At 34.6% G+C, this 20,338-nt stretch carries 15 protein-coding genes; 6 read left to right on the forward strand and 9 right to left on the reverse strand.

Translation table 11 applies throughout. The annotated features are described in order from the left end of the window. Positions 1-3 precede the first annotated feature (3 nt). The 6 genes from LUA91_RS16195 to LUA91_RS16220 all read left to right on the forward strand — a co-directional run bounded on the left by LUA91_RS16195 (position 4) and on the right by LUA91_RS16220 (position 7,863). Positions 4-2,142, forward strand: a complete 2,139-nt coding sequence (locus tag LUA91_RS16195) for a lipopolysaccharide biosynthesis protein (protein ID WP_231427160.1) — start codon at positions 4-6, stop codon at positions 2,140-2,142. Between the two features lie 13 nt (positions 2,143-2,155). Beyond that, positions 2,156-3,433 (forward strand): O-antigen ligase, encoded by a 1,278-nt coding sequence (locus tag LUA91_RS16200; protein ID WP_231427161.1) that lies wholly within the window; start codon positions 2,156-2,158, stop codon positions 3,431-3,433. 95 nt (positions 3,434-3,528) lie between these two features. Beyond that, positions 3,529-4,695, forward strand: coding sequence for a glycosyltransferase (locus LUA91_RS16205; protein WP_231427162.1), 1,167 nt, complete (start codon positions 3,529-3,531; stop codon positions 4,693-4,695). 10 nt (positions 4,696-4,705) lie between these two features. Continuing rightward, positions 4,706-5,914, forward strand: coding sequence for a glycosyltransferase (locus LUA91_RS16210; RefSeq protein ID WP_231427163.1), 1,209 nt, complete (start codon positions 4,706-4,708; stop codon positions 5,912-5,914). Next, positions 5,901-6,770: a beta-1,6-N-acetylglucosaminyltransferase gene (locus tag LUA91_RS16215; RefSeq protein WP_231427164.1), complete on the forward strand. Its 870-nt coding sequence runs from the start codon at positions 5,901-5,903 to the stop codon at positions 6,768-6,770. Before LUA91_RS16210 ends, LUA91_RS16215 begins: the two co-directional genes overlap by 14 nt. 1 nt (position 6,771) lies before the next feature. Next, a complete protein-coding gene (locus LUA91_RS16220; protein ID WP_231427165.1) occupies positions 6,772-7,863 on the forward strand; it encodes an acyltransferase in 1,092 nt (363 codons plus the stop codon). Here the strand turns inward: LUA91_RS16220 and LUA91_RS16225 are convergent, their stop codons facing one another. The 9 genes from LUA91_RS16225 to LUA91_RS16265 form a co-directional block, all read right to left on the reverse strand. Continuing rightward, positions 7,864-8,646, reverse strand: coding sequence for a glycosyltransferase (locus LUA91_RS16225; protein ID WP_231427166.1), 783 nt, complete (start codon positions 8,644-8,646; stop codon positions 7,864-7,866). A gap of 3 nt (positions 8,647-8,649) precedes the next feature. Beyond that, entirely contained in the window at positions 8,650-9,513 is an 864-nt protein-coding gene (locus LUA91_RS16230; RefSeq protein WP_231427167.1) for a glycosyltransferase family A protein, read from the reverse strand. Positions 9,514-9,531: 18 nt separating this feature from the next. Beyond that, entirely contained in the window at positions 9,532-10,887 is a 1,356-nt protein-coding gene (locus LUA91_RS16235; protein ID WP_231427168.1) for a lipopolysaccharide biosynthesis protein, read from the reverse strand. A 52-nt stretch (positions 10,888-10,939) separates the two neighbouring features. Then, a complete protein-coding gene (locus LUA91_RS16240; RefSeq protein WP_231427169.1) occupies positions 10,940-11,953 on the reverse strand; it encodes a hypothetical protein in 1,014 nt (337 codons plus the stop codon). Between the two features lie 224 nt (positions 11,954-12,177). Then, a complete protein-coding gene (locus tag LUA91_RS16245; RefSeq protein WP_231427212.1) occupies positions 12,178-13,167 on the reverse strand; it encodes a UDP-glucuronic acid decarboxylase family protein in 990 nt (329 codons plus the stop codon). A 35-nt stretch (positions 13,168-13,202) separates the two neighbouring features. Continuing rightward, positions 13,203-14,561, reverse strand: coding sequence for a UDP-glucose/GDP-mannose dehydrogenase family protein (locus tag LUA91_RS16250; RefSeq protein ID WP_231427170.1), 1,359 nt, complete (start codon positions 14,559-14,561; stop codon positions 13,203-13,205). A gap of 162 nt (positions 14,562-14,723) precedes the next feature. Continuing rightward, complete coding sequence (locus LUA91_RS16255) at positions 14,724-15,569, reverse strand: cupin-like domain-containing protein (RefSeq protein ID WP_231427171.1); 846 nt, start codon at positions 15,567-15,569, stop codon at positions 14,724-14,726. Between the two features lie 13 nt (positions 15,570-15,582). After that, positions 15,583-16,293, reverse strand: coding sequence for a 4'-phosphopantetheinyl transferase superfamily protein (locus LUA91_RS16260; protein WP_231427172.1), 711 nt, complete (start codon positions 16,291-16,293; stop codon positions 15,583-15,585). Continuing rightward, positions 16,280-20,335, reverse strand: a complete 4,056-nt coding sequence (locus LUA91_RS16265) for an amino acid adenylation domain-containing protein (protein ID WP_231427173.1) — start codon at positions 20,333-20,335, stop codon at positions 16,280-16,282. The genes LUA91_RS16260 and LUA91_RS16265 overlap by 14 nt, the downstream gene beginning before the upstream one ends. Positions 20,336-20,338: the final 3 nt, after the last annotated feature.

The following is a 20,338-nucleotide window of genomic DNA, read 5'->3' on the forward strand; positions in this document are numbered from 1 at the left end:
TTAATGGATATTAAATCATTTTTTAAGCTTATTAAAAATTATAAGTGGATACTCATTGGTACACCAATTTTAGTGGGAATAATTGCATTTCTTTTGGTTAAAAGAATGCCTAAGCAATACTATTCAGAGTCGCAAATTTCAACAGGATTACTAGATCCATCCAAAAAAGTAATCAGTAATCAAACTGTAGATTTTTTTGCTGTCAATCAACAGTTTGCTAATATTATTGAAAAGTTTGGCATGAAAAGAATGATCAATACCTTAAGCTATAACTTGATAATACATGATTTAAGTAATCTGAAACGTTCTTTTAGAGATCATTCTAGTCAATTAATACCTTCTGATAAAGCCAGTCGTGGTGAAATTATTCGCTTATTAAAGGAAAAATTAGCAACCCAATCATTGCTAACATTAGCAGATAATAATGGTAAATATAAGATTTATGATTTGGCAGAAAGCATGGGTTATGGCGAAGAGGCTCTGAGAAATAAATTGGAAATATCACATGCTGGCAATAGCGATTTGATCACCATTGCATTTATATCGGAGAATCCAAATCTATCTGCTTTTGTGGTTAATTGTTTGAGTGCAGTTTGCATCAATACTTATAGTGCTGATGTATCAACAAACCAAAGTAATGCCGCAGCTCTATTAGATTCTCTACTAAAGGTTAAAGAGTTCGATATGAATACTAAAAATGCCTCTCTATCATCTTTTAAGAAAACTAAAGGGGTGCTTAATCTTAATGAGCAATCTGCTACGGTCTATAATGAAATTACTAAATACGAAAGTCAACGAGCTGATGTAGCAAGAACAATTGCTTCGAACCAGGCAGCTATCAGAATTATTATTGGTAAGTTAAATGGTAATGATGCTTTTATTGCGGGTAGCAGTAATGTCGATAACAGAATAATTGTTGGTTTAAAGCGGCAATTAGAGGCTGCTAATAATGCATTTATTGATGGGGGATTTAAAGCTTCTGGACAAAAAAAGATAGATTCATTAAATAGATTAATATCAGCAAAAAGCAATGCCAACTCTGACGATAATTTGCTGGATCCTCGAACATCCAAACAAACATTGGTGCAGCAAAAATTAGATTTAGAAATTGCCTTACAACAAGCAAAAAGTAGTATAAGTACTATTGATAGGGCTTTAAGTACGTTAAGGAGCAGGTATGCAAGCATGGTACCTTACGATGCAGATATTCAAAATTATGAGCGTGATGCTGACATTGCAACCAAAGAGTATATGGCTGCATTAGATCAATACAATCAAAGTAAAACAAACAAAACTTTGGGATTGCACTTGAAAGTAGAGCAGGCTGGATTACCAGGCAAGCCTGAAAAATCTAAAAAAGCACTTTATGTGATAGGATCTAGCTTTGGAGGTTTTGCATTTTGTTTTGGAATTTTATTTTTATTGGTGTTGTTAGACAAAAAAATTACTGATGCTGATCACTTACGCTTACTCACCAAATCAGAAGTTGTAGGAGGTTTTGGTAAGATTACCAATGATGAGCGAAACCCAAGTTTCATTTGGAATAAGGAAAGTAGCGGAAACGCTCATGAAAAGTATAAAAATGATATTCGATCTCTTCGCTTTGAATTGCTCAAAAAATTAGATGATGATAATCAACAAATATTAGGAATCTCCAGCTTATCTCCTAAAGAAGGAAAAACTCAATTGGCTTATAATTTGGCTTACTCATTTGCTATGGTAGGCAGAAAAACTTTGTTAATTGCTGATGAACTTCCTTTGGTAACATCGTCCCAAAAGCAAATCGCACATCCTCAAAGTTTTCAAAATTTTATTGCTAAAAGAGAGTTGCAAACGGAAGACTTGATTACGATTATGACTAAGAATGCAGCTAAAGGATCCTTATTAGAGACACAAAGTTTAAATAATTTAAAAAGTGCATTTGAAGAACTGAAATTACAATTTGATAATATTGTTATCGATATTAACAGTTTGCAAGATTTGAATATCACGAAGGAGTGGTTAACTTTTGTAGACAAAAGTGTATTGGTTTTTAAATCAGGAAATACCATTTCGGCTGATCAACTTAAGCTTATTACTTATATTAAACATCAAGAAACATTTGCAGGTTGGGTATTTTATCAGGCTTTAGCAGCTTCTTAACACAAAGCCAAACATGCAGAAAAGCTTATTATTCGTTCTTTTAGTTTATTGCTTTATATTCGGATTTCTATTTCGTGAAATTGGAAGCTTACCGTACGGATTTTTTGTAGAAGGTTTAATAGTTTTGGTTATTATTACGGTGGCAATTAATGCACCACAATCCTTTTTTAAGGGTATTAATAATGATTTATTTTACTGTTTGTTAATTTGGTTTGGTGTAAGTTTACTGGAAGCCCTTAACCCTGAAGCGAGTATAATAGGTTGGGTAGCAGAATTAAGGAGTATTGCTTTATATCCATTTATCATCACTTGGCTTAGTTTGATTATATTCAAATCACAGAAAGATTTAAATCTTTTCCTGGTTATAATCATTTCGTTTTCAGTTTTGGCAACTCTAAATGGAATCAAACAATTGTTTTTTGGACTCTCGGCTGGCGAAAATGAATTTTTGCAGGCAAATGCTGCGACACACTTACTGTGGGGTAGATTAAGAGTTTTCTCTTTTTATACTGATGCAGGACAGTTTGGGGCATCTCAGGCACATATTGGTTTAGTGGCACTTATTCTATCTTTTGGAGAAATGAAAGCTTGGAAAAGATTAGCCTTATTAAGCGCTTCTGCTTTTTGCATTTACGGAATGCTTATTTCAGGAACAAGAGGAGCGCTTTTCGCTTTACTGGCTGGAGGAGTTTTTGCTATCTTTTTAAGCAAGAATTTTAAGGCAATGCTGCTTGGAAGTGCATTGGCAGCATTTTTTGTAGGTATTTTAATGTTCACGCATATTGGCGATAATAACTATCAGATTTATAGGTTACGAACAGCACTTAACCCCGAAGATGCCTCGCTAAATGTAAGATTGATAAACCAGCAAAATTTAAGAAAATATATGGAAAGCCGCCCATTTGGTGGTGGTTTAGGTAGTTTAGGATACAATGGTATGCTTTACAACGGCGGAACCTATCTTTCTTCTTTTCCGCCAGACAGTTTATTCGTAAAAATTTGGGCGATGTACGGTGTGGTAGGCCTAACCATTTGGTTCGCCATTATGATGTTCATTTTAGGAAAGTGTTGTGGTATTACCTGGATGATACAAAACAAGCAACTCAGAATAAAACTTATCGCCTTAACTGCAGGTTTTGGAGGGATTTTATTTTGTAGTTATGGTAATGAGGTAATGAATACCATGCCTTCGGCCATTGTTGTGTACTTGTCTTGGGCATTTATTTATAGATCCCCTCAAATGGATATGGAAAGAAATCTTCTGCCACTTAAAGAACATTTAACTATTTAATATGCCTTTTGAAATATTTGTTTTCCCAGGTGTTATCTGTTTAATATATGCCTTTTTTAAGGCTACTAATAATATAAAATCGCAAAAGCCTCATCATGATGACTAGTATTTTGAATTTTTTATGGATTTTTTTGCAAATTTTAATTGGCTACAATTTAGTGCTGCCATTGTTCATGGTATTCTTCTCTTTATTTGTCGCTAAGAAATCAAAATTGATAAGCACAAATAAATCATTTGATTACGCAATTATTGTTACCGCTTATGAACAAACTGGATTTTTGAATCAAGTTGTGGCTTCATTACTTCAATTAAATTACGAGAATTATATAATATATGTAGTTGCAGATAATTGTGATATTACTGGCCTAGCACTTCCTTCCGATAAAGTAATTCTGCTTAAACCACCGCATACTTTGGCAAGTAATATTAAATCGCACCATTTTGCAATCAATAATTTTATTAAAAATCATGATATCATTACGATTATTGATAGCGATAACCTTACTCATTCTGAATATATAAATGAATTAAATGTTTTTTTTGATCAAGGTTATGAAGCTGTTCAAGGGTTAAGGGCAGCAAAAAATCTGAATACCACCTATGCCTGTTTGGATGCTGCTCGTGACTTATATTATCATTTCTATGATGGCGAATTGCTTTTTAAACTAGGCTCATCTGCAACATTATCCGGATCAGGAATGGCTTTTGAATCTAGGCTATATCAAGAATGCATTGCAAAAATAGATCCTGCTGGTGCTGGCTTTGATAAAGTGCTTCAGGCACAAATATTAGTGAAAAATAAACGCATAGCTTTTGCTGAGAATGCAATGGTTTATGATGAAAAAACTACTAATTCAACTCAATTGGTAAATCAAAGGGCCCGATGGATTAATACATGGTTTCGTTTCTCAAAATTTGGTATCACCATCATTAATCAAAGTCTTAAAAACTGGAGTGTAAATCAATTCTTATTTGGGTTGATTTTGTTAAGGCCACCCTTATTTATTTTTTTAATCTTATCTGTTTGCTTTTTTTTAATTAATCTAGCCATTGGTAGTATGGGTGCAGTATTATGGTTTATAGCCATTCTTGTTTTTATTATCGGTTTTGTTATTGCACTATTAAGGCAACCTATCGATGCAAGAATTTATAAATCTTTGATTGGTATCCCTAAGTTTATTTATTACCAAATTATTTCGCTTATCCATTCTAAAAACGCAAATAGAAGGTCTGTAGCTACCAAACATATCATTAATCCATAACGAGCAAAACATGGAAAATTTAGATATTATTATTGTTGGGCAACAAGGATGGGATACTGAAATCGGAAGCAATTGCAAAAACATAGCCGAAGAATTTTCAAAAAACAACCGTGTGCTCTATGTTAATCCTCCTCTTGATCGTATTACTAGGTGGCGTGAACCCGATAGCGATTTGGTAAAAAGTAAAATGTCGGTTATTTCTGGCGATAAACCAGTATTAAACCAGGTGAAAGATAATCTGTACGTATTGGATTGTGATTGTTTAATCGAATCTATTAACTGGTTACCTTCTGGTTGGCTTTACAATCGCCTTAATAAATTAAATAATAAAAGAATTTTTACGGCTGTCAATCGTGCCATTGAGCACATAAATTTCAAAGTAGATGTTTTATTCAATGATAGCGATATGTTTAGAAGCTTTCATTTAAAAGCATTGCTCAAGCCAAAATTGAGTATATATTACTCTCGTGATAACATGCTCGCTACAAGTTATTATAAAAAGCACGGTTCGAAACTCGAACCTCAAATTATAGCGCAGAGCGATTTATGTTTTACCAATTCGAAGTATTTAGAAAGCTATTGCAGAAAATACAATGCCAACTCATTTAACGTAGGCCAAGGTTGTGATTTTGCTTTGTTCGATGCTTTTGAATTGAACCCTGTTGTTGCTAAGTTGGATAATATTCCACATCCACGTATTGGTTATGTAGGTGTATTAACATCTGCCCGCTTGGATATTTCGATCATTAATGACATCGCTGAAGCAAAACCAGAATGGAGTATTGTTTTAGTAGGGCCAGAAGATGCTACTTTTCAGGAAAGTAAGCTTCACCAAAAGGCTAATATTCATTTTATTGGCGCTCAACCCGTTACTGAATTGCCGAACTACATCAATGAATTTGATGTATGCTTTAATCCTCAATTAATGAACGATTTAACCATTGGTAATTACCCGCGAAAAATTGATGAATATTTAGCTTTAGGCAAACCTACAATTGCGACTAAAACAGAGGCTATGGAACCTTTTAATCATCATGTGGTACTGGCCGATGGTGTTGAAAGTTATATTAATGGCATTCAAAAGTTATTAAATGAGCATAGTGAGGTTAGCGCAAGCGAAAGAAAATCATTTGCCCGATCGCACACTTGGGGCAATTCGGTAGCACTGATGTATAGATTTATAAAAAAAACTAAAATCTCCTTATATGAAAATCGCTAACATCATAATGGCCTATAAAAATCCGCAGCAGATCATGATGATGTTAAATGCTATGGAATATCCTAATTTTGATTTTTATATTCATGTTGATAAAAAAGTTGACATCAAGGATTTTCTATATCTTCAGGATCTGCCAAATGTATATTTTATAAGCAATAGAACAGTGTGCAATTGGGGTGGATTTCAATTTGTTACAGCGATTTTTAAGTCTTTAGATGAGGTAATTCAAAAAAATATCAACTACGAATTTTATAACTTGTTAAGTGCACAAGACTATCCAATAAAGCCAATGAACATCATTGCAGATTTCTTTAAGGATAATATTGGCAAAAGTTTTATATCCTATGATATGGAAGGTAATGAGCAATGGTGGGCACATGCCAAATCAAGATATGAAACCTATCATTTTACCGATTTTAAGTTTAGGGGAAAGTATTTTCTTCAACGTTTGATCAATTACGTTACGCCAAAACGGAAATTTCCAATCTCTGCAAAATTGTATGGTACCTGCGTTTCTAGCTGGTGGTCTATTTCAAAAAATGCTGCAGTTTACCTGAATGATTATGTTAAAAATAACGACAAGTTAATGCGCTTCATGAAGTACACCTGGGCTGCTGATGAGTTTTTAATCGCAACGTTATTGATGAACTCGCCACACCAAAAGTATATAGTAAATAATAATTTAAGAATGATTACCTGGGAAGATTCCTTACCTAATCCAATCATATTGACAACCAAAAATTTCGATGCCATTTCTGAATCGAAAATGTTTTTTGCTAGGAAATTTGATATTGCTGTAGATCGAGAAATCTTAATCGAAATTGATCAAAAGCTTTTAACCAATACCTTGGTATAAAATGAAAGAACAAATAAAGCACCGTTTTTTGGTATTGGATATGTTTAGAGGCATATTTGCCTCTTTGGTTGTATTTTACCACATGAGTGCATTCTCTAATACCCCCGTATTGAACAATGATTTTATCAAAAATGCGGATATGTTTGTTGATTTTTTCTTTGTATTAAGTGGTTTTGTTATTTGTTATTCCTATCAGGAAATAAATAGCAGTACAGCTCTTAAATCTTTTCTTTTTAAAAGGATTGCACGCATATATCCTTTGCATTTATTTATGTTATTGCTGTTTTTAGCAGTTGAGGGAATCAAATTTGTTTTAGTAAATCATGTGAAAATTAATAATTCACTAGATAATAGTATTACTACATTTTTCTCCTCTCTATTTTTAATCAACTCCGTCAAATTACCAAATGTTCGTGATATTGGTTGGAATATGGTTAGTTGGTCAATAAGTGCAGAATTAATTAGTTATGTAGTGTTTGGAATAGTCTGTTTATTCATCAAGGTTAAAATGGGGATCAAGCCTACAATATATTTGATTGTTGCGTTACTATCAGCTTTGCTTATATATCTTATTACAGGAAAATCAAAATTGGATTATACATATGATTATGGATTTTTACGCGGTTTAACTGGATTTTTCATCGGTGCCTTTTGCCTATACTGTTTTAAATATTTGCATTCAAGATACCTAAACTTAAATCGATCGCTATTCAATGTTCTTGAAATTACAGTGCTTTTATTAATTGCAATTTCTATTGCACTAGGCGATTACTTGAAACTCATAGGATTTATATACGAGCTTGTGTTTTTTGTTTCAATTTTGGTATTTTCTTTTGAAATGGGCTGGATATCAAAAGTTTTTAGTCGCATTGAGATATTCCAAAAGCTTGGTAAATATTCTTATTCCATTTACATGGTACATACCTTATTTATCAGCATATTCAATGTTATTTTTATTAGAATATTCAAATTGCCGGAAACGTCATATTGGTACCTGTTTGCGCTTAATTTCATCGTAATTTATTATGCTGCCCAATGGACCTACAAAAATATTGAGATGAGATTTCAATACAGATCGAAAAAGGTGAAGTAATTATTTTTTTAAGGGGCGCATGAATAAAATGTCCATATTATATTTTACTTGGCGATAAGTATCTCTCAGTATTTTAACTAAGAAGTTTGGCCGTTGCTTCCAGTTTGCTCTCTGCATAGTACTCGGCTCATTTTCCGAATTTTTTTGATGAAGTAAATTTGCGAAATCTTTATAGAAAATACCTTTACCTTTATTTTGGATAAAGGATATACACATTTTGTATTCCGTTATATCACCTTTAATCCCTTCGGGATATCTGCCAAATTTTGAAAAGAATGTGGATCGTCTTAAATGAGGATGATCAGTATAAAAATAGATCTTATCGTAATCCAATGCTAAAGTTGGAATATACATTTCATCAAAATCTTTACTATAGGGTTTTAAGTAGGGGAAGGCAAAATAAGCATAGAACTTCACAATATCAAGACTTGAATCTTTCTCCATTGCTTCCAGTGCCGTACGTAGCTTATCAGGAAATAGCACACTCGGTTCAAAATCCTCTTGCAAATAAAGGGTAAATGGTCGGGTTACCGCATCTTGGCCTTTATTTAAGTTGTTACCTAAACCACGATTAATTTCTGTACCAACTAATTTGAAATTATATTCTTGTCTTAACTGATGCAGTTGGTTTTGAAATATAGGCTTACTACCATCATCTGAAACTACAATTTCCCCAAAATTGCAATTATGCTTTTTTAGTGTTTGCAGTAAATTCGCTAAAGAACCAGGCCTGTTATAATGTGTAATGAGTAGTGATATAGCTGAAAAGTCATTGTTAATCATGCTTTATTCGTTTTTGCTGGTTTTAGTATCATGTGCAGGGTGGGGCTTAAATAGGCTTGTTAAATTACGCACCTCTAAGCTTAAACGAGAAATCAAAGCAGATGTAAAATTACCATCGCGTTGCAATGTACGCGGTGCAGTCCAGGCTCTTGCTGCATTTACACGCATGGGTTCAACTTTCCCAAATTTCATTAAATCGAAACATAACCGGCCATCATCACCTCGGGTGTTATGCATAATGTACCCAGCTTGCAAGCCAAACTCTTTCACATAACCCATACTGATTCCAAATGCATTCAGATAAGGACGTTTAAATTGTCGTAATTCTGCAGCCACATCCTTCATTTTTTCTAAAAGATATAACTTCCAGCGTGGAAAGCCTGGCTCTGGAATAAAAGAATATCTTCCGTATACACAAGCAACACCTGGTTTGCCCAATTTTGACATCATATTATCTACCCAATTTGATGGATAAACGCAGTCTGCATCAGCGAGTAAAATATATTTTCCCTTAGCATTTTCCATACCCAATTGTCTTGCAGGTCCACAACCTTGAATCTTCTGAAAAAATGTAGTTATGTTTAATTGATCAAGTGTTTGTTGGGTTTTATCTGTAGAGTTATTATTAACAACAATAATTTCAATTGCATATTGAGTTTTTAAGTCAGCTAAACTAGCAATATTTCTAATGATATTAAGCTCCTCGTTCCAAGCTGCAATTAATATAGTAACCAATGGTGGGCGACTTTGTAGTGCGGTAAGTTTTTGATTAATCTCCAAAAAAAATGTTGGTGGCACCTCATTAATGCTTTTAAATGCAAAATCATATTGGCTAACCCATTTAGGTGCGGAAAAAATCGTTGTCATAGCTTAAGTATAATTTGTTCAATTTGAAATCGGTTTAGGAGATTTAAATCCATTAGAAATAAATTTTTTGATTTCAATAAAACTGATGAAATAACTATTAAAAATTGAAAAGTTTTGGTAGCCTTTGTTGATGTAATAGTATGAAATCAAAATACCAACCAATGTGGGTATAAAGGTTCCAACTACCAATCCATAAATGTTACCGAAAATATAAATGCCTGCAAAATCTGTTATTATGTTTATAACAACCATAATAATAACCTTATATAAATTTATTTGAGGTTTGTGTATAGCATCTAATGTTACACTTAAAAACCGATCGGCAGGATATAATAAGGCTACTACAGCACTGATTCTAAATATGTTTACGGCTATCGAACCTGCTTCTGTTCCATTATATTTACCACCACCAATAATAGCTAACGCATAACCTGCAAAGATAAATGCTCCAATAAGAAAGGGTATTAAACCAATGGTAATTATGCCAATGTATTTCCCCATCGTGGATATCAATTTAGGTTTATTGCCTTGATTGTATTCACTAGATAAGGCTGGCATGGCTGTAGCTACAAAGCTTCTTAAAGGAATTTCTACAACCTCCATTAGCCTACGCCCCAAATTGTAAACAGCCAATGATGATGGTCCAAGCATAAAATTTATAACAAAAGTATCAGTTACACCAAAAAGGCTCGAGCTTATCGATGTACCTACCGTATATTTACCGAAATCAAATATTTCTTTGATGCATGTTTTTGTTCGGTTTGCAAAATACCTTATTCCAGACCAACCTAGTATCAAACACAGCATACTGGTAATTCCACCAGCTAAAATGTTAATATACATAAGGTTGGTTAGTGTGTTATGCTTAGCTAGTATTAAAAAACCTAAACACAAAATTAAAAATGATACCTGAAATACCCTAATATACATTAATCGTCCAAATTTTAAATCGCCCTGTGCAATGCACATGGTTACAATCATTGGTAAAGAGCAAATCAGATTTAATGAATAATACTTAGCGAAAAATAGTAAGCTTTCATCTTTTATATAGAAAACGATGGCTATTAAGGGAATATTCAGTAATAATAGAATAATAGTTGTATTGATCGCAATAAACCAAGTTGATCCTATCACTTCCTGCCCTCGATCTGGAGATGAACCAGCATAAAATTTAACAAATGCAGTTGATAAAAAACCTTGTCTAAAGGTATCCAAAAATGATAGCATTGATTGAAAAAAGAACCAGATGCCAATTTCTTTTATGGATAGCGAACGATAAAGGATAGCCGTTAAAAGAAAGGTAAGCACCGACATGCCTCCAGTTCCCATTAAGGAAAGAAAATGGATGTTTCTTAGCTTTTGTAGAATTTTCATTTAATGGATAATTTCATTTTATAAATTGATTTGTATAATGGAATGCATCCCTCTAATTAAAACTTTTGATAAATATACGTTCGATCCATTTATTCATTGTAAATTCTTTTTTCAAAGAAAGGATAGTTTTATCTTCAATAAAATTGATTGGTAGTTTTATGGCGCTTATATCAATTATTGCAATTTGATTGGGATCATAACTCGGGTCATTTTTTACCCATTGATTAGTGGTAATTACTTTTTTACCTGAACCTAAAGCATCAAGCACACGCATGGCCATTCCGCTTTGCTTAGCATTGCTTACATCTATTATGGTTTTGGATCGAGATAAATTTAAAATGTATTCTTCACGAGACATCTTATTGAATTTGATCAATTTTAAATCGATTTTTGTGCCCTTGAGTCGCTCAATAATATAATATCGAATGGGCATATAGAAATGAGATTTCAGTATGTAATCATTTGCTTTCGCAAATTCCATGAATTTTAATAGGCCAGTATAGCGTTCAGGTAAATATGATCCAAAGTAAAAAAGATCGAATTTGATGGTATTGGAAGGATGTTCGCCCATTGCCATAATTTCATCTGTATAGAAAGTTGGCGAATAGCTTAGTTCAGGATAATCCTGTACGTCTTTATAATCGAACGAAAATTTGGCGTCAAATTCTGCCAGCACATTATATTTTTGTTCTTGGTTCATGAATGGGCTATTCGTGTTCGAATCCCATTGATAATATATTGTCTTTATTCCTGGATTGATTTCTTTTATCTTTTTTACAAACCAGGTGGGCATTTTATAGCCTCTGATTACAAGAAAATAGTCAAATTTTTTATTGATAATTTGTTTGAGAATTCTTTTATAATGAAGTTCTTGATATGCCGTTAATTTTGATGGTTTTAATCGGTTAACAATACCATACATAATACTCGTGTCTCGTTCAGGAAAATAGGTAACGGCAGCACCATAATTTTTTTCCAGTTTATCAATTAATTGTTCATGATAATAATAAAATTTAACCCCAATGTATAGAATTTTTTTACCAATAAGTTCAGTTTGAGCTATCACTATGAATGTTTATTTATTACAATAAGAAACTAAAATAGAAATTGAAAAGATGCAATTTTATAGATTATGGTAAAAAGATTATAAATATTTTTTGGTTTAATGTCAAAAACTTCCTTAAGTAAAAGTACCGATATGAGGAATGTTGGCCAATAGCCCTTTTCTACCAGATTTACTTATGAACCACCTCATTAAATATAAAACCATGTTAAAGTTCATGCCAGGCCTTACTTATAATAATTTGCAAAATCCTTGTGTTCAATTTTCGCTAAAGATTCCTGAGAAAGTGATTTGAAATAGGCATAAGTAAGTTTAAGTCCTTCGACCCGGTTTACCTTCGGCTCCCAGCCTAAAATTGATTTAGCCTTTTCAATATTTGGTCTGCGTTGTTTTGGATCATCTTGCGGCAGATTGTGATAAACAATTTTTTGAGTGGTTCCGGTCAGTTTAATGATCTCTTCACAAAATTGCTTGATCGTAATTTCATCAGGATTACCAATGTTCATTGGCTGACTATAATCGCTATGCAGCAATCTGTAAATCCCTTCTATTAGATCATCTACATAACAAAATGAGCGTGTTTGTGAACCGTCTCCGAAGATGGTTAAATCTTCGCCTCGTAATGCCTGCCCAATAAATGCAGGTAAAACCCTGCCATCATTCAGGCGCATACGCGGGCCATAAGTGTTAAAAATTCTTATAATCCGGATTTCAACACCATGAAAAGTATGATATGCCATGGTAATGGCTTCTTGAAAACGCTTGGCTTCATCATAAACACCTCTTGGCCCCACAGGATTTACATTTCCCCAATATTCCTCAGGTTGCGGATTCACACTTGGATCGCCATAAACTTCAGAAGTTGAAGCAATCAGCATTCTGGCATTTTTCACTCTTGCCAATCCTAAAAGATTATGAGTGCCTAAAGAACCAACTTTTAAAGTTTGGATAGGAATTTTCAGATAATCTATCGGACTTGCCGGCGAAGCGAAATGCAGGATATAGTCCAGATTTCCAGGGATATGAACAAACTTGGAAACATCATGGTGATAAAACTCAAAGTTTTCGCGGGCGAATAGATGCTCAATGTTGGCAAGGTCGCCAGTGATGAGATTGTCCATTCCAATAACATGATAACCTTCATGAATAAAACGATCGCATAAATGGGAACCTAAAAAGCCAGCTGCTCCTGTAATTAATATTCTTTTCGGCTGTATGGATGGTGATTTAGCGCTGCTGCTTTCGTTTGTCATTATGCTAATTCATTAATTTGAGCTTGCAATTGATTCGTGTTTTTTGGCCTGGTAATCAATTGTCTACCAATGCTATTGTAATAATAACCAAGGTCGATCATTTTTTCAAGATCAAATAAGTTTCTGCCATCGAATATGACTCTTTCGTTCATCAAAGAAGCAATTTTGTTAAAGTCTGGATTTCTGAATAACGACCATTCGGTAGCAATCAATAAGGCGTCGGCAGCTTGAAGGGCTTCATATTGGTCAGGTGCATACACAATTCGGTCCCCAAAAATTGCTTTCACATTTTCGATGCTTTCCGGATCAAATACACTCACCGAAGCTCCTTTTTCTAAAAGTGCTTCAATGATGTATAATGCTGGTGCTTCACGTATATCATCAGTTTCTGGTTTAAAAGCCAGGCCCCATAATGCGAAATGTTTACCTGTAATCTCGCCGTTGTAGTACTTTAAAACTTTATTTACCATTACTGTCTTTTGGCGTTCATTAACGTTCATCACTGATTTTAGTATTTCAAAATCATATACATATTCATCAGCTGCTTTTACCAAGGCTTGAACATCTTTTGGGAAGCATGATCCACCATAACCAATACCTGGAAACAAAAATCTTTTTCCTATTCTCTCATCAGAACCGATACCTCTACGTACCGAATCAACATCAGCACCAACAAGTTCACAAAGGTTTGCAATCTCGTTCATAAAAGTAATTTTGGTTGCCAAAAATGAGTTGGCTGCATATTTTGTTAATTCTGATGATTTCTCATCCATAAACAAAATTGGATTTCCCTGACGAACGTATGGGGCATACAATTCCGTCATTATTTTTTTTGCCTTTTCGCTTCTAGTCCCTAATACTACACGATCTGGTTTCATAAAATCTTCAACCGCAACACCTTCCCTTAAAAATTCAGGGTTTGAAACCACATCTACTTCAATATTAGTGTGTTTTTCAAAAATTGCTTTTACCTTGTCAGCAGTACCTACAGGTACGGTGGATTTATTTACAATTACTTTATAGGATGTAATTAAGTTTGCAACATCTTTAGCAGCTCCTAAAATATAGGAAAGGTCGGCAGCCCCATCACCTCCTGGAGGCGTTGGCAAAGCCATGAAGATAATTTGAGCACTTTCAATTGCAGAAGCAAGATCAGTAGTAAATGTTAGACGTTGTTGTGAAATATTGCGGTTAAATAGCAGTTCTAAGCCAGGCTCGTATATGGGTAAAAAACCATTTTGCATTTTTTCTATCTTGGCAACATTGATATCTACGCATATTACGTCGTTACCCGTTTCTGCTAAGCATGTGCCCGTTACCAAGCCTACATAGCCAGTCCCAATTACTGCTATTTTCATAAGTTTACGTGAATTTATCTGTGGTTATAATTCGTTAATGAATTAACGCGAAGATAAATGATGCGTTATTTTAAGCCAATAGCCCTTTAAGACCATCATTTATAGTAACCTACATCTTATTATATCATGATTTTGGATTGCCCGTCAAATTACTAACAAATGTTATTGGATTGATTCTCTAATTTTACATATTGTACCTGCAATCAGCGCAAAGCCATAATTGGCAACCGCCTTTGGAAAATTTTGTTCTTTTTTAATGTGAAACATATCTTTTCGCCAAGCATTATAATTGGTACTATTTAGCTGATCATATATAACGGAGATATTTTGACCAAGAGCAACTGTGGTATGCCACATGCCATTGGGTACAAAAATGGTTTCTCCAGGTTCAAGCGTAACTTCGATGGATTGAGCTGATTTAAACTTAGGATGTTTACCCAAATCTGGATTTAAAATGTTTACCGGCGATAGAAAGTTTGCATAACCTTTTCTACCAGCATATAAATACTCATCCTGATCCCCAGGGAAAAGAATAAACTTCTTTTCGCCATATAGTTGGGTTATCCAGGCATTGGTGTGGTAAAAATCTTTATGTAAAGAGTATTGATTTCCTTGGCCTCCAAAAAATAAATTCACGTTTTTTCCGAATTTACCAAAAGGGAATATCTTAGAATCAAACCAGTTGGGTGTTGCAAAATTCATGTGGATGGGTTTAATCATAGCCATAAATTCGGGTAAATCGTGTGGAATTTCAAAGCTGATTGGATAGGGAGCTGGATTTGCAGGAGTACTATTTTTGGTCAACTCAAGAATCTGGTTGATGCTGTAATTCTTTCCCTCAAAATCCATTACATAATCACCAAATTTATCACTAAAAAAATCTGGACCAAATTGGTGGCTTGGCCATGCTTTTGAGGCATTCTTAAACACCAAAGGTTTTCTTTTTTTTAAGTATTGGTTAATAAATTCCTCGTAAGATATTTGATCTCTTTTTTCTATTTGTGGCATGATTGGCTAGGTTTTAAGCGTAATTCCAATATAAAATAGCAGATAATTTGGTTCTCACGAGAGAAATGATATAATCATGGTCAGTTTTTATTGTTGATAAATGATAATTCTGATTTGCTCTTGAAAGGAAAGGAGGTAAGCAATCGAGTTCTTTTAAATTGTTTAGCAAACCTTCACCGGTTGCTTTCAATATTCCTTCTTTACGCGTCCATAGGCCGTAAAAAGCTATTCTTTTATTGATTGAACCGCGTATTAACTTTTCTTCCTGTTTATTAAAACATTCGGTAATAAGGGGTTCAAAATCAAAATTTTTGTTGATCAGTTCTACGTCGATGCCAATAGATTCTTTGCTTAGCGCTATTACAATGCGATCGCTGCTATGACTGATGTTAAATTCGATGCCTTGAATGAACGGTTTTTTATTATGTCCTTCGCTAAAAAGCAATTCATTGGCTGGTGTACCAATACCCAAAGCAATGATTTTTCTTAACGCATAGCGTGTAGATAGATAACGTTCGCGGTCATGCTGCATCATAAAGCGTTTTGATCTATTAATTTCATTCTCTGATAAAATTTGATGTATTTTATCTTTAATGGCTTCAAAATAGTGGCTAACCTTAATTTTGATTACATGGTCTGATTGTAAATCAAGTTTCTGATCATGGTCAAAATCGTCCCAATTGATCTCGGTTTCAATAAGTAACTCATTGCTAGGCGTTTGCATTTTTGTTGAGCTGGTTCTGTAAAATTTTAGCAAAAGCAGTGTGATGCGGTGCTGAAATAAAAGTTTTATGATCGCCTGGTATTTCGCACACTTCCACTCCTTTATTTGCAAAGCGATCCCAACCCAAATAAGTTAAGTCATCCAGAAAATAAAGACGTTCAGATACTCTGAACAATGTGATCTTCAGGTTTGCTGCAGTGAGTAAATATCGTTGCAAGGCTTCATCATATTTGATATATATTCCCTTCTCCCGATCTGAAAACAATGCCCAATCTAAATCCAATTTTGTTTCACTATTTTTAAACAGTCTTTTTTTAGTAATATCAAGTTGATATTTTAAAGTGTTGATTGGCGTTTTCGTAAATGATGCCGCAATAAACGGGATTTTTTTGAATTGTCTTTTTATAAAATATCCTAAGTTATTCTGACTTTCTTCTTTCGAAACATTTCTGCCAGTATCGGTATCCACTACGCCAAGTAAGTTAATTTCCTTACCTAATACTTTAAGTTGTTTCGCCATTTCAAAGGCAATAAAACCGCCCAATGAGTAGCCTACAATGTTGTAAGGCCCGTTTGGATTGCTTAGCAATAATTCTTCAATATAACGGGCCGCTATTTGTTCAATGCTATCTGGAACTTGTTCATCATGATCAAGGCCTATTGCCTGCACACCATATATTGGCTGGTCTTCGTTCAGTGAGGCTATAATTGATTTAAACAACAATACATTTAATCCGCTTCCATGAATTAGATAAACCGGGTTTTTGTCTCCTCCAGTACGGATGGGAATAATGGTCTGCGATTTTTTATCATTTACCTCGAATGAAAGCTGTTGGGCCAATGTTTCAATGGTAGCATATTTAAGCAATGTTGTAAGAGGCATACGAAAGCCTATTTTTTTTTCTAGAGCAAGCATCATGCTTACAGCTATTAACGAGTTTCCTCCTAGCTCAAAAAAGTCATCTGTAATATTAATATCTTCTTTCACTAAACATGTTGACCAAATCTCTTTTAATAACTCTTCAGCAGGCGTAAGTGTACCATTTGCCTTGATGCTTTTTTCGGTAGGATTGAAAATAGGCTTTGGAAGTAATGCCCGATCAACTTTCCCATTTGAGGTGATTGGAAATGCCTCCAGTACAACAATGTAATGAGGTAGCATATAAGAGGGCAATAGCTTGGCAAGATCGTCTTTTAAGAATTTCAAATAATTTTTACTGATACTTATCTGATCCTTGGCAACATGATGTTGCTGGCTCACATCCAGTAAGTTTGGGTCATCTTTAAATTTCTGGTTCAGCACCAGATAGGCTACCAATACCTCACTTTTATTGATATCATCTCTTTGTAATACCAATGTTTGGGCAATCTCTTCCCTATTCAACAATTGGTTTTCGATTTCACCAGGCTCTATCCTGTGGCCCCTTACCTTTATTTGGTGGTCTATTCTTCCCAAACATAGAATTTCTCCGCTTGGCAACATTTTACCCAAATCACCGGTTTTGTATAAGATTAAATTTGAATGTGGATCTGTGCGCACAAACTTATCATCGGTAAGCTTTTCCTGGTTAATATATCCTAAACTTACGCCATCGCCACCGATACAAATTTCACCCACTTCACCTTTGTATACAGGGTTCAGGGATTGATCCATTATGTGTACCTGGGTATTGTGAACGGGGTTTCCAATTGTAATCCATTCATCTGAGGGCAAAATCTCTTTTCCACTGGAATAAATGGTGGTTTCAGTTGGCCCATACATGTTCCACAATCGGGCCCCGGTGCTTAATATCGCTTTGGCCAAATGAATATCCAATTGCTCACCCCCAACTATAACTTTCAATTGATTGGTCTTGAGGCCAACATCCAAAATCATAGACAGGGTGGAGGGAGTGCCCTGAAGGGCTGTAATATTTGCAAGCGAAATTAAATCGTTAATTAATCTTCCATCTTTAGCAGTGATTGAGTCAGCAATAACTACTTCAGCACCACAAATTAGTGGCAGGAAAAGCTCAAGTGCAGCAATATCGAATGAAATTGTGGTTATCGCTAACAATCGATCGATATCGGTTAAACCTGGCATTTGCTGCGTACTTAAAAGGAGATTGGCTAAATTACCATGACTGATTTTTACGCCTTTAGGAAAACCAGTTGATCCTGATGTGTATAATAAATAGGCAGGATCCTTAAGGTCAATTGCAATATTTTTCCATTTATTAATGTTTAAGTGGATGGAGGCAAAGGCTTCATTAATTGATATGTTTTTGATTCCAGGATCTATTTGGATGGTGGAACTTGAAACCATGTTCGAAGCACCAGAATCTTTCAACATATAATTAATCCGCTCTACAGGCAAATTGGTGTCAATGGGTAAATAAGCAGCTCCTGTTTTTAAAACAGCGATCATTGTAACCAGCATTTTTGCTGATCTCTCTACTGCAATCGCGATGGTCTGGCCTTTACCAATCCCTTTATTCTGAAGATAAAATGCCAATGCATCAGCCTGCTGATGTAATGTTTGGTAATCTAGTCGCTCACCATTAAAAGATAATGCATTGCGATTGGAATACGGCTTTGCACATTCGTTAAATAGATCGACAAAACTATTGGTGTTAACGAAAGAATCTCCCTCTACAATTGCCTTTACGGCGCCTGCACTTACCGCATCGACAATTTTAATAGCGGGGTTTTCAAGAAAAATATCGATCAAACTTTTAAAGTCGCTGATCATTTCATTAATAGTTGCCGCTTTAAAAAGTTGGGTATTGTAATTCCATTCCAAAGTTAGCCCATCAGCAGTATCTGTTGCATTTACAAAAAGCTCAAAAGTTTCACTTTGCCTTACATTTGATATAATTTGGTGGTCTACGCCATAGAACGAAACGTCGCTATCCATACCCATATCAATATTAAATACAATGGGAACCAGTGGTACTCTGGAAATATCTCTTTTAGGATTTAATTTGTTAAGCAGCTGACCAAAACTGTATTGTTGATGGTCATAAACATCCATTAAATGACTGCGTTTTGCATTTAGATAATCAGTTAATGATAAATTTGCATCAATAGTACTTCTAATGGGAAGTATGTTTACACAATGGCCAACCAAATTATAAAAGGCAGTTACGGCTTGTTCTGCTGAGGGTAATCCAATTACCAGTTCATTTTGACGTGTTTTTTTAAAAATTAACACTTCAAAAATGGATAACATGGTGGTTACGAGACTACAGCCAATTTTTGCTCCACCTTTTCGTAAATTTTCGACACTGTTTTTGGGCAATAACTGATCTATACGCTTAGATTGATACGTACGCTGATTTGCTCGTGGAAAGTCTGTGGGTAGATCGATTTGAGGAGCCGCCTGCGCAAATTCCTTTAACCAAAAATTTTCAGTAGATCTAAATTCAGCGCTATTAAGATAATTATCTTGTGCAATTGCAAACTGACTAATTTGAAAAGCTTCAGGAAGTACTAATGAATTGCCCAGGAGATGCGAGCTGTACAGTTTACTGAGTTCTTCCAAAATGATGCCTAATGACCAGCCATCGCAGATAATGTGGTGCAAAATTAACGTAATCAACACTTGATCATCCTCCAGTTGATGAATAAAAACCCGAAACAAAGGTGCCTCATTTAAATCAAAAGGATGGGCCATTTGGGTATTTAAAAATGAATCAATGTGCTGTTTTTTAATATCATGAGACAATTCCTGGAGATCTTCTGCTATAATCTGGTATGGAATAAAATCATAAATGATCAACTTCTCACCATTACCACTAATGTGGCTCCGCAAGGCTTCATGTCGTTGAACCAATTGGTCAAAAGCTTTTTTGAAATAATCAAGCTCGAAGTGCCCCTTAATCGCTATTGACACCGACTCGTTATAAGCGATATTTGCCTCATCGCCACCCATCAAACAGGATAGATAGATTTCTTGTTGCGCTTTATTAATGGATACAAGTTTATCAATATTTCTATCCTGCTCAAACGGATTGAAGTCAATTGAAATTAAATCGGTTTCTAAATTTAATGTATTCATCATCGA

It is taken from the genome of Pedobacter sp. Leaf250 (assembly GCF_920984735.1).
Classification (GTDB): Bacteria; Bacteroidota; Bacteroidia; order Sphingobacteriales; family Sphingobacteriaceae; genus Pedobacter.

What these genes read in the sequence shown, in the direction of transcription:
- LUA91_RS16195 (WP_231427160.1), top strand. Translation starts at nt 4, where the DNA reads ATGGATATTAAATCATTTTTTAAGCTTATTAAAAATTATAAGTGGATA.
- LUA91_RS16200 (WP_231427161.1), top strand. Translation starts at nt 2,156, where the DNA reads ATGCAGAAAAGCTTATTATTCGTTCTTTTAGTTTATTGCTTTATATTC.
- LUA91_RS16205 (WP_231427162.1), top strand. Translation starts at nt 3,529, where the DNA reads ATGATGACTAGTATTTTGAATTTTTTATGGATTTTTTTGCAAATTTTA.
- LUA91_RS16210 (WP_231427163.1), top strand. Translation starts at nt 4,706, where the DNA reads ATGGAAAATTTAGATATTATTATTGTTGGGCAACAAGGATGGGATACT.
- LUA91_RS16215 (WP_231427164.1), top strand. Translation starts at nt 5,901, where the DNA reads ATGAAAATCGCTAACATCATAATGGCCTATAAAAATCCGCAGCAGATC.
- LUA91_RS16220 (WP_231427165.1), top strand. Translation starts at nt 6,772, where the DNA reads ATGAAAGAACAAATAAAGCACCGTTTTTTGGTATTGGATATGTTTAGA.
- LUA91_RS16225 (WP_231427166.1), bottom strand. Translation starts at nt 8,646, where the DNA reads ATGATTAACAATGACTTTTCAGCTATATCACTACTCATTACACATTAT.
- LUA91_RS16230 (WP_231427167.1), bottom strand. Translation starts at nt 9,513, where the DNA reads ATGACAACGATTTTTTCCGCACCTAAATGGGTTAGCCAATATGATTTT.
- LUA91_RS16235 (WP_231427168.1), bottom strand. Translation starts at nt 10,887, where the DNA reads ATGAAAATTCTACAAAAGCTAAGAAACATCCATTTTCTTTCCTTAATG.
- LUA91_RS16250 (WP_231427170.1), bottom strand. Translation starts at nt 14,561, where the DNA reads ATGAAAATAGCAGTAATTGGGACTGGCTATGTAGGCTTGGTAACGGGC.
- LUA91_RS16255 (WP_231427171.1), bottom strand. Translation starts at nt 15,569, where the DNA reads ATGCCACAAATAGAAAAAAGAGATCAAATATCTTACGAGGAATTTATT.
- LUA91_RS16260 (WP_231427172.1), bottom strand. Translation starts at nt 16,293, where the DNA reads ATGCAAACGCCTAGCAATGAGTTACTTATTGAAACCGAGATCAATTGG.
- LUA91_RS16265 (WP_231427173.1), bottom strand. Translation starts at nt 20,335, where the DNA reads ATGATGAATACATTAAATTTAGAAACCGATTTAATTTCAATTGACTTC.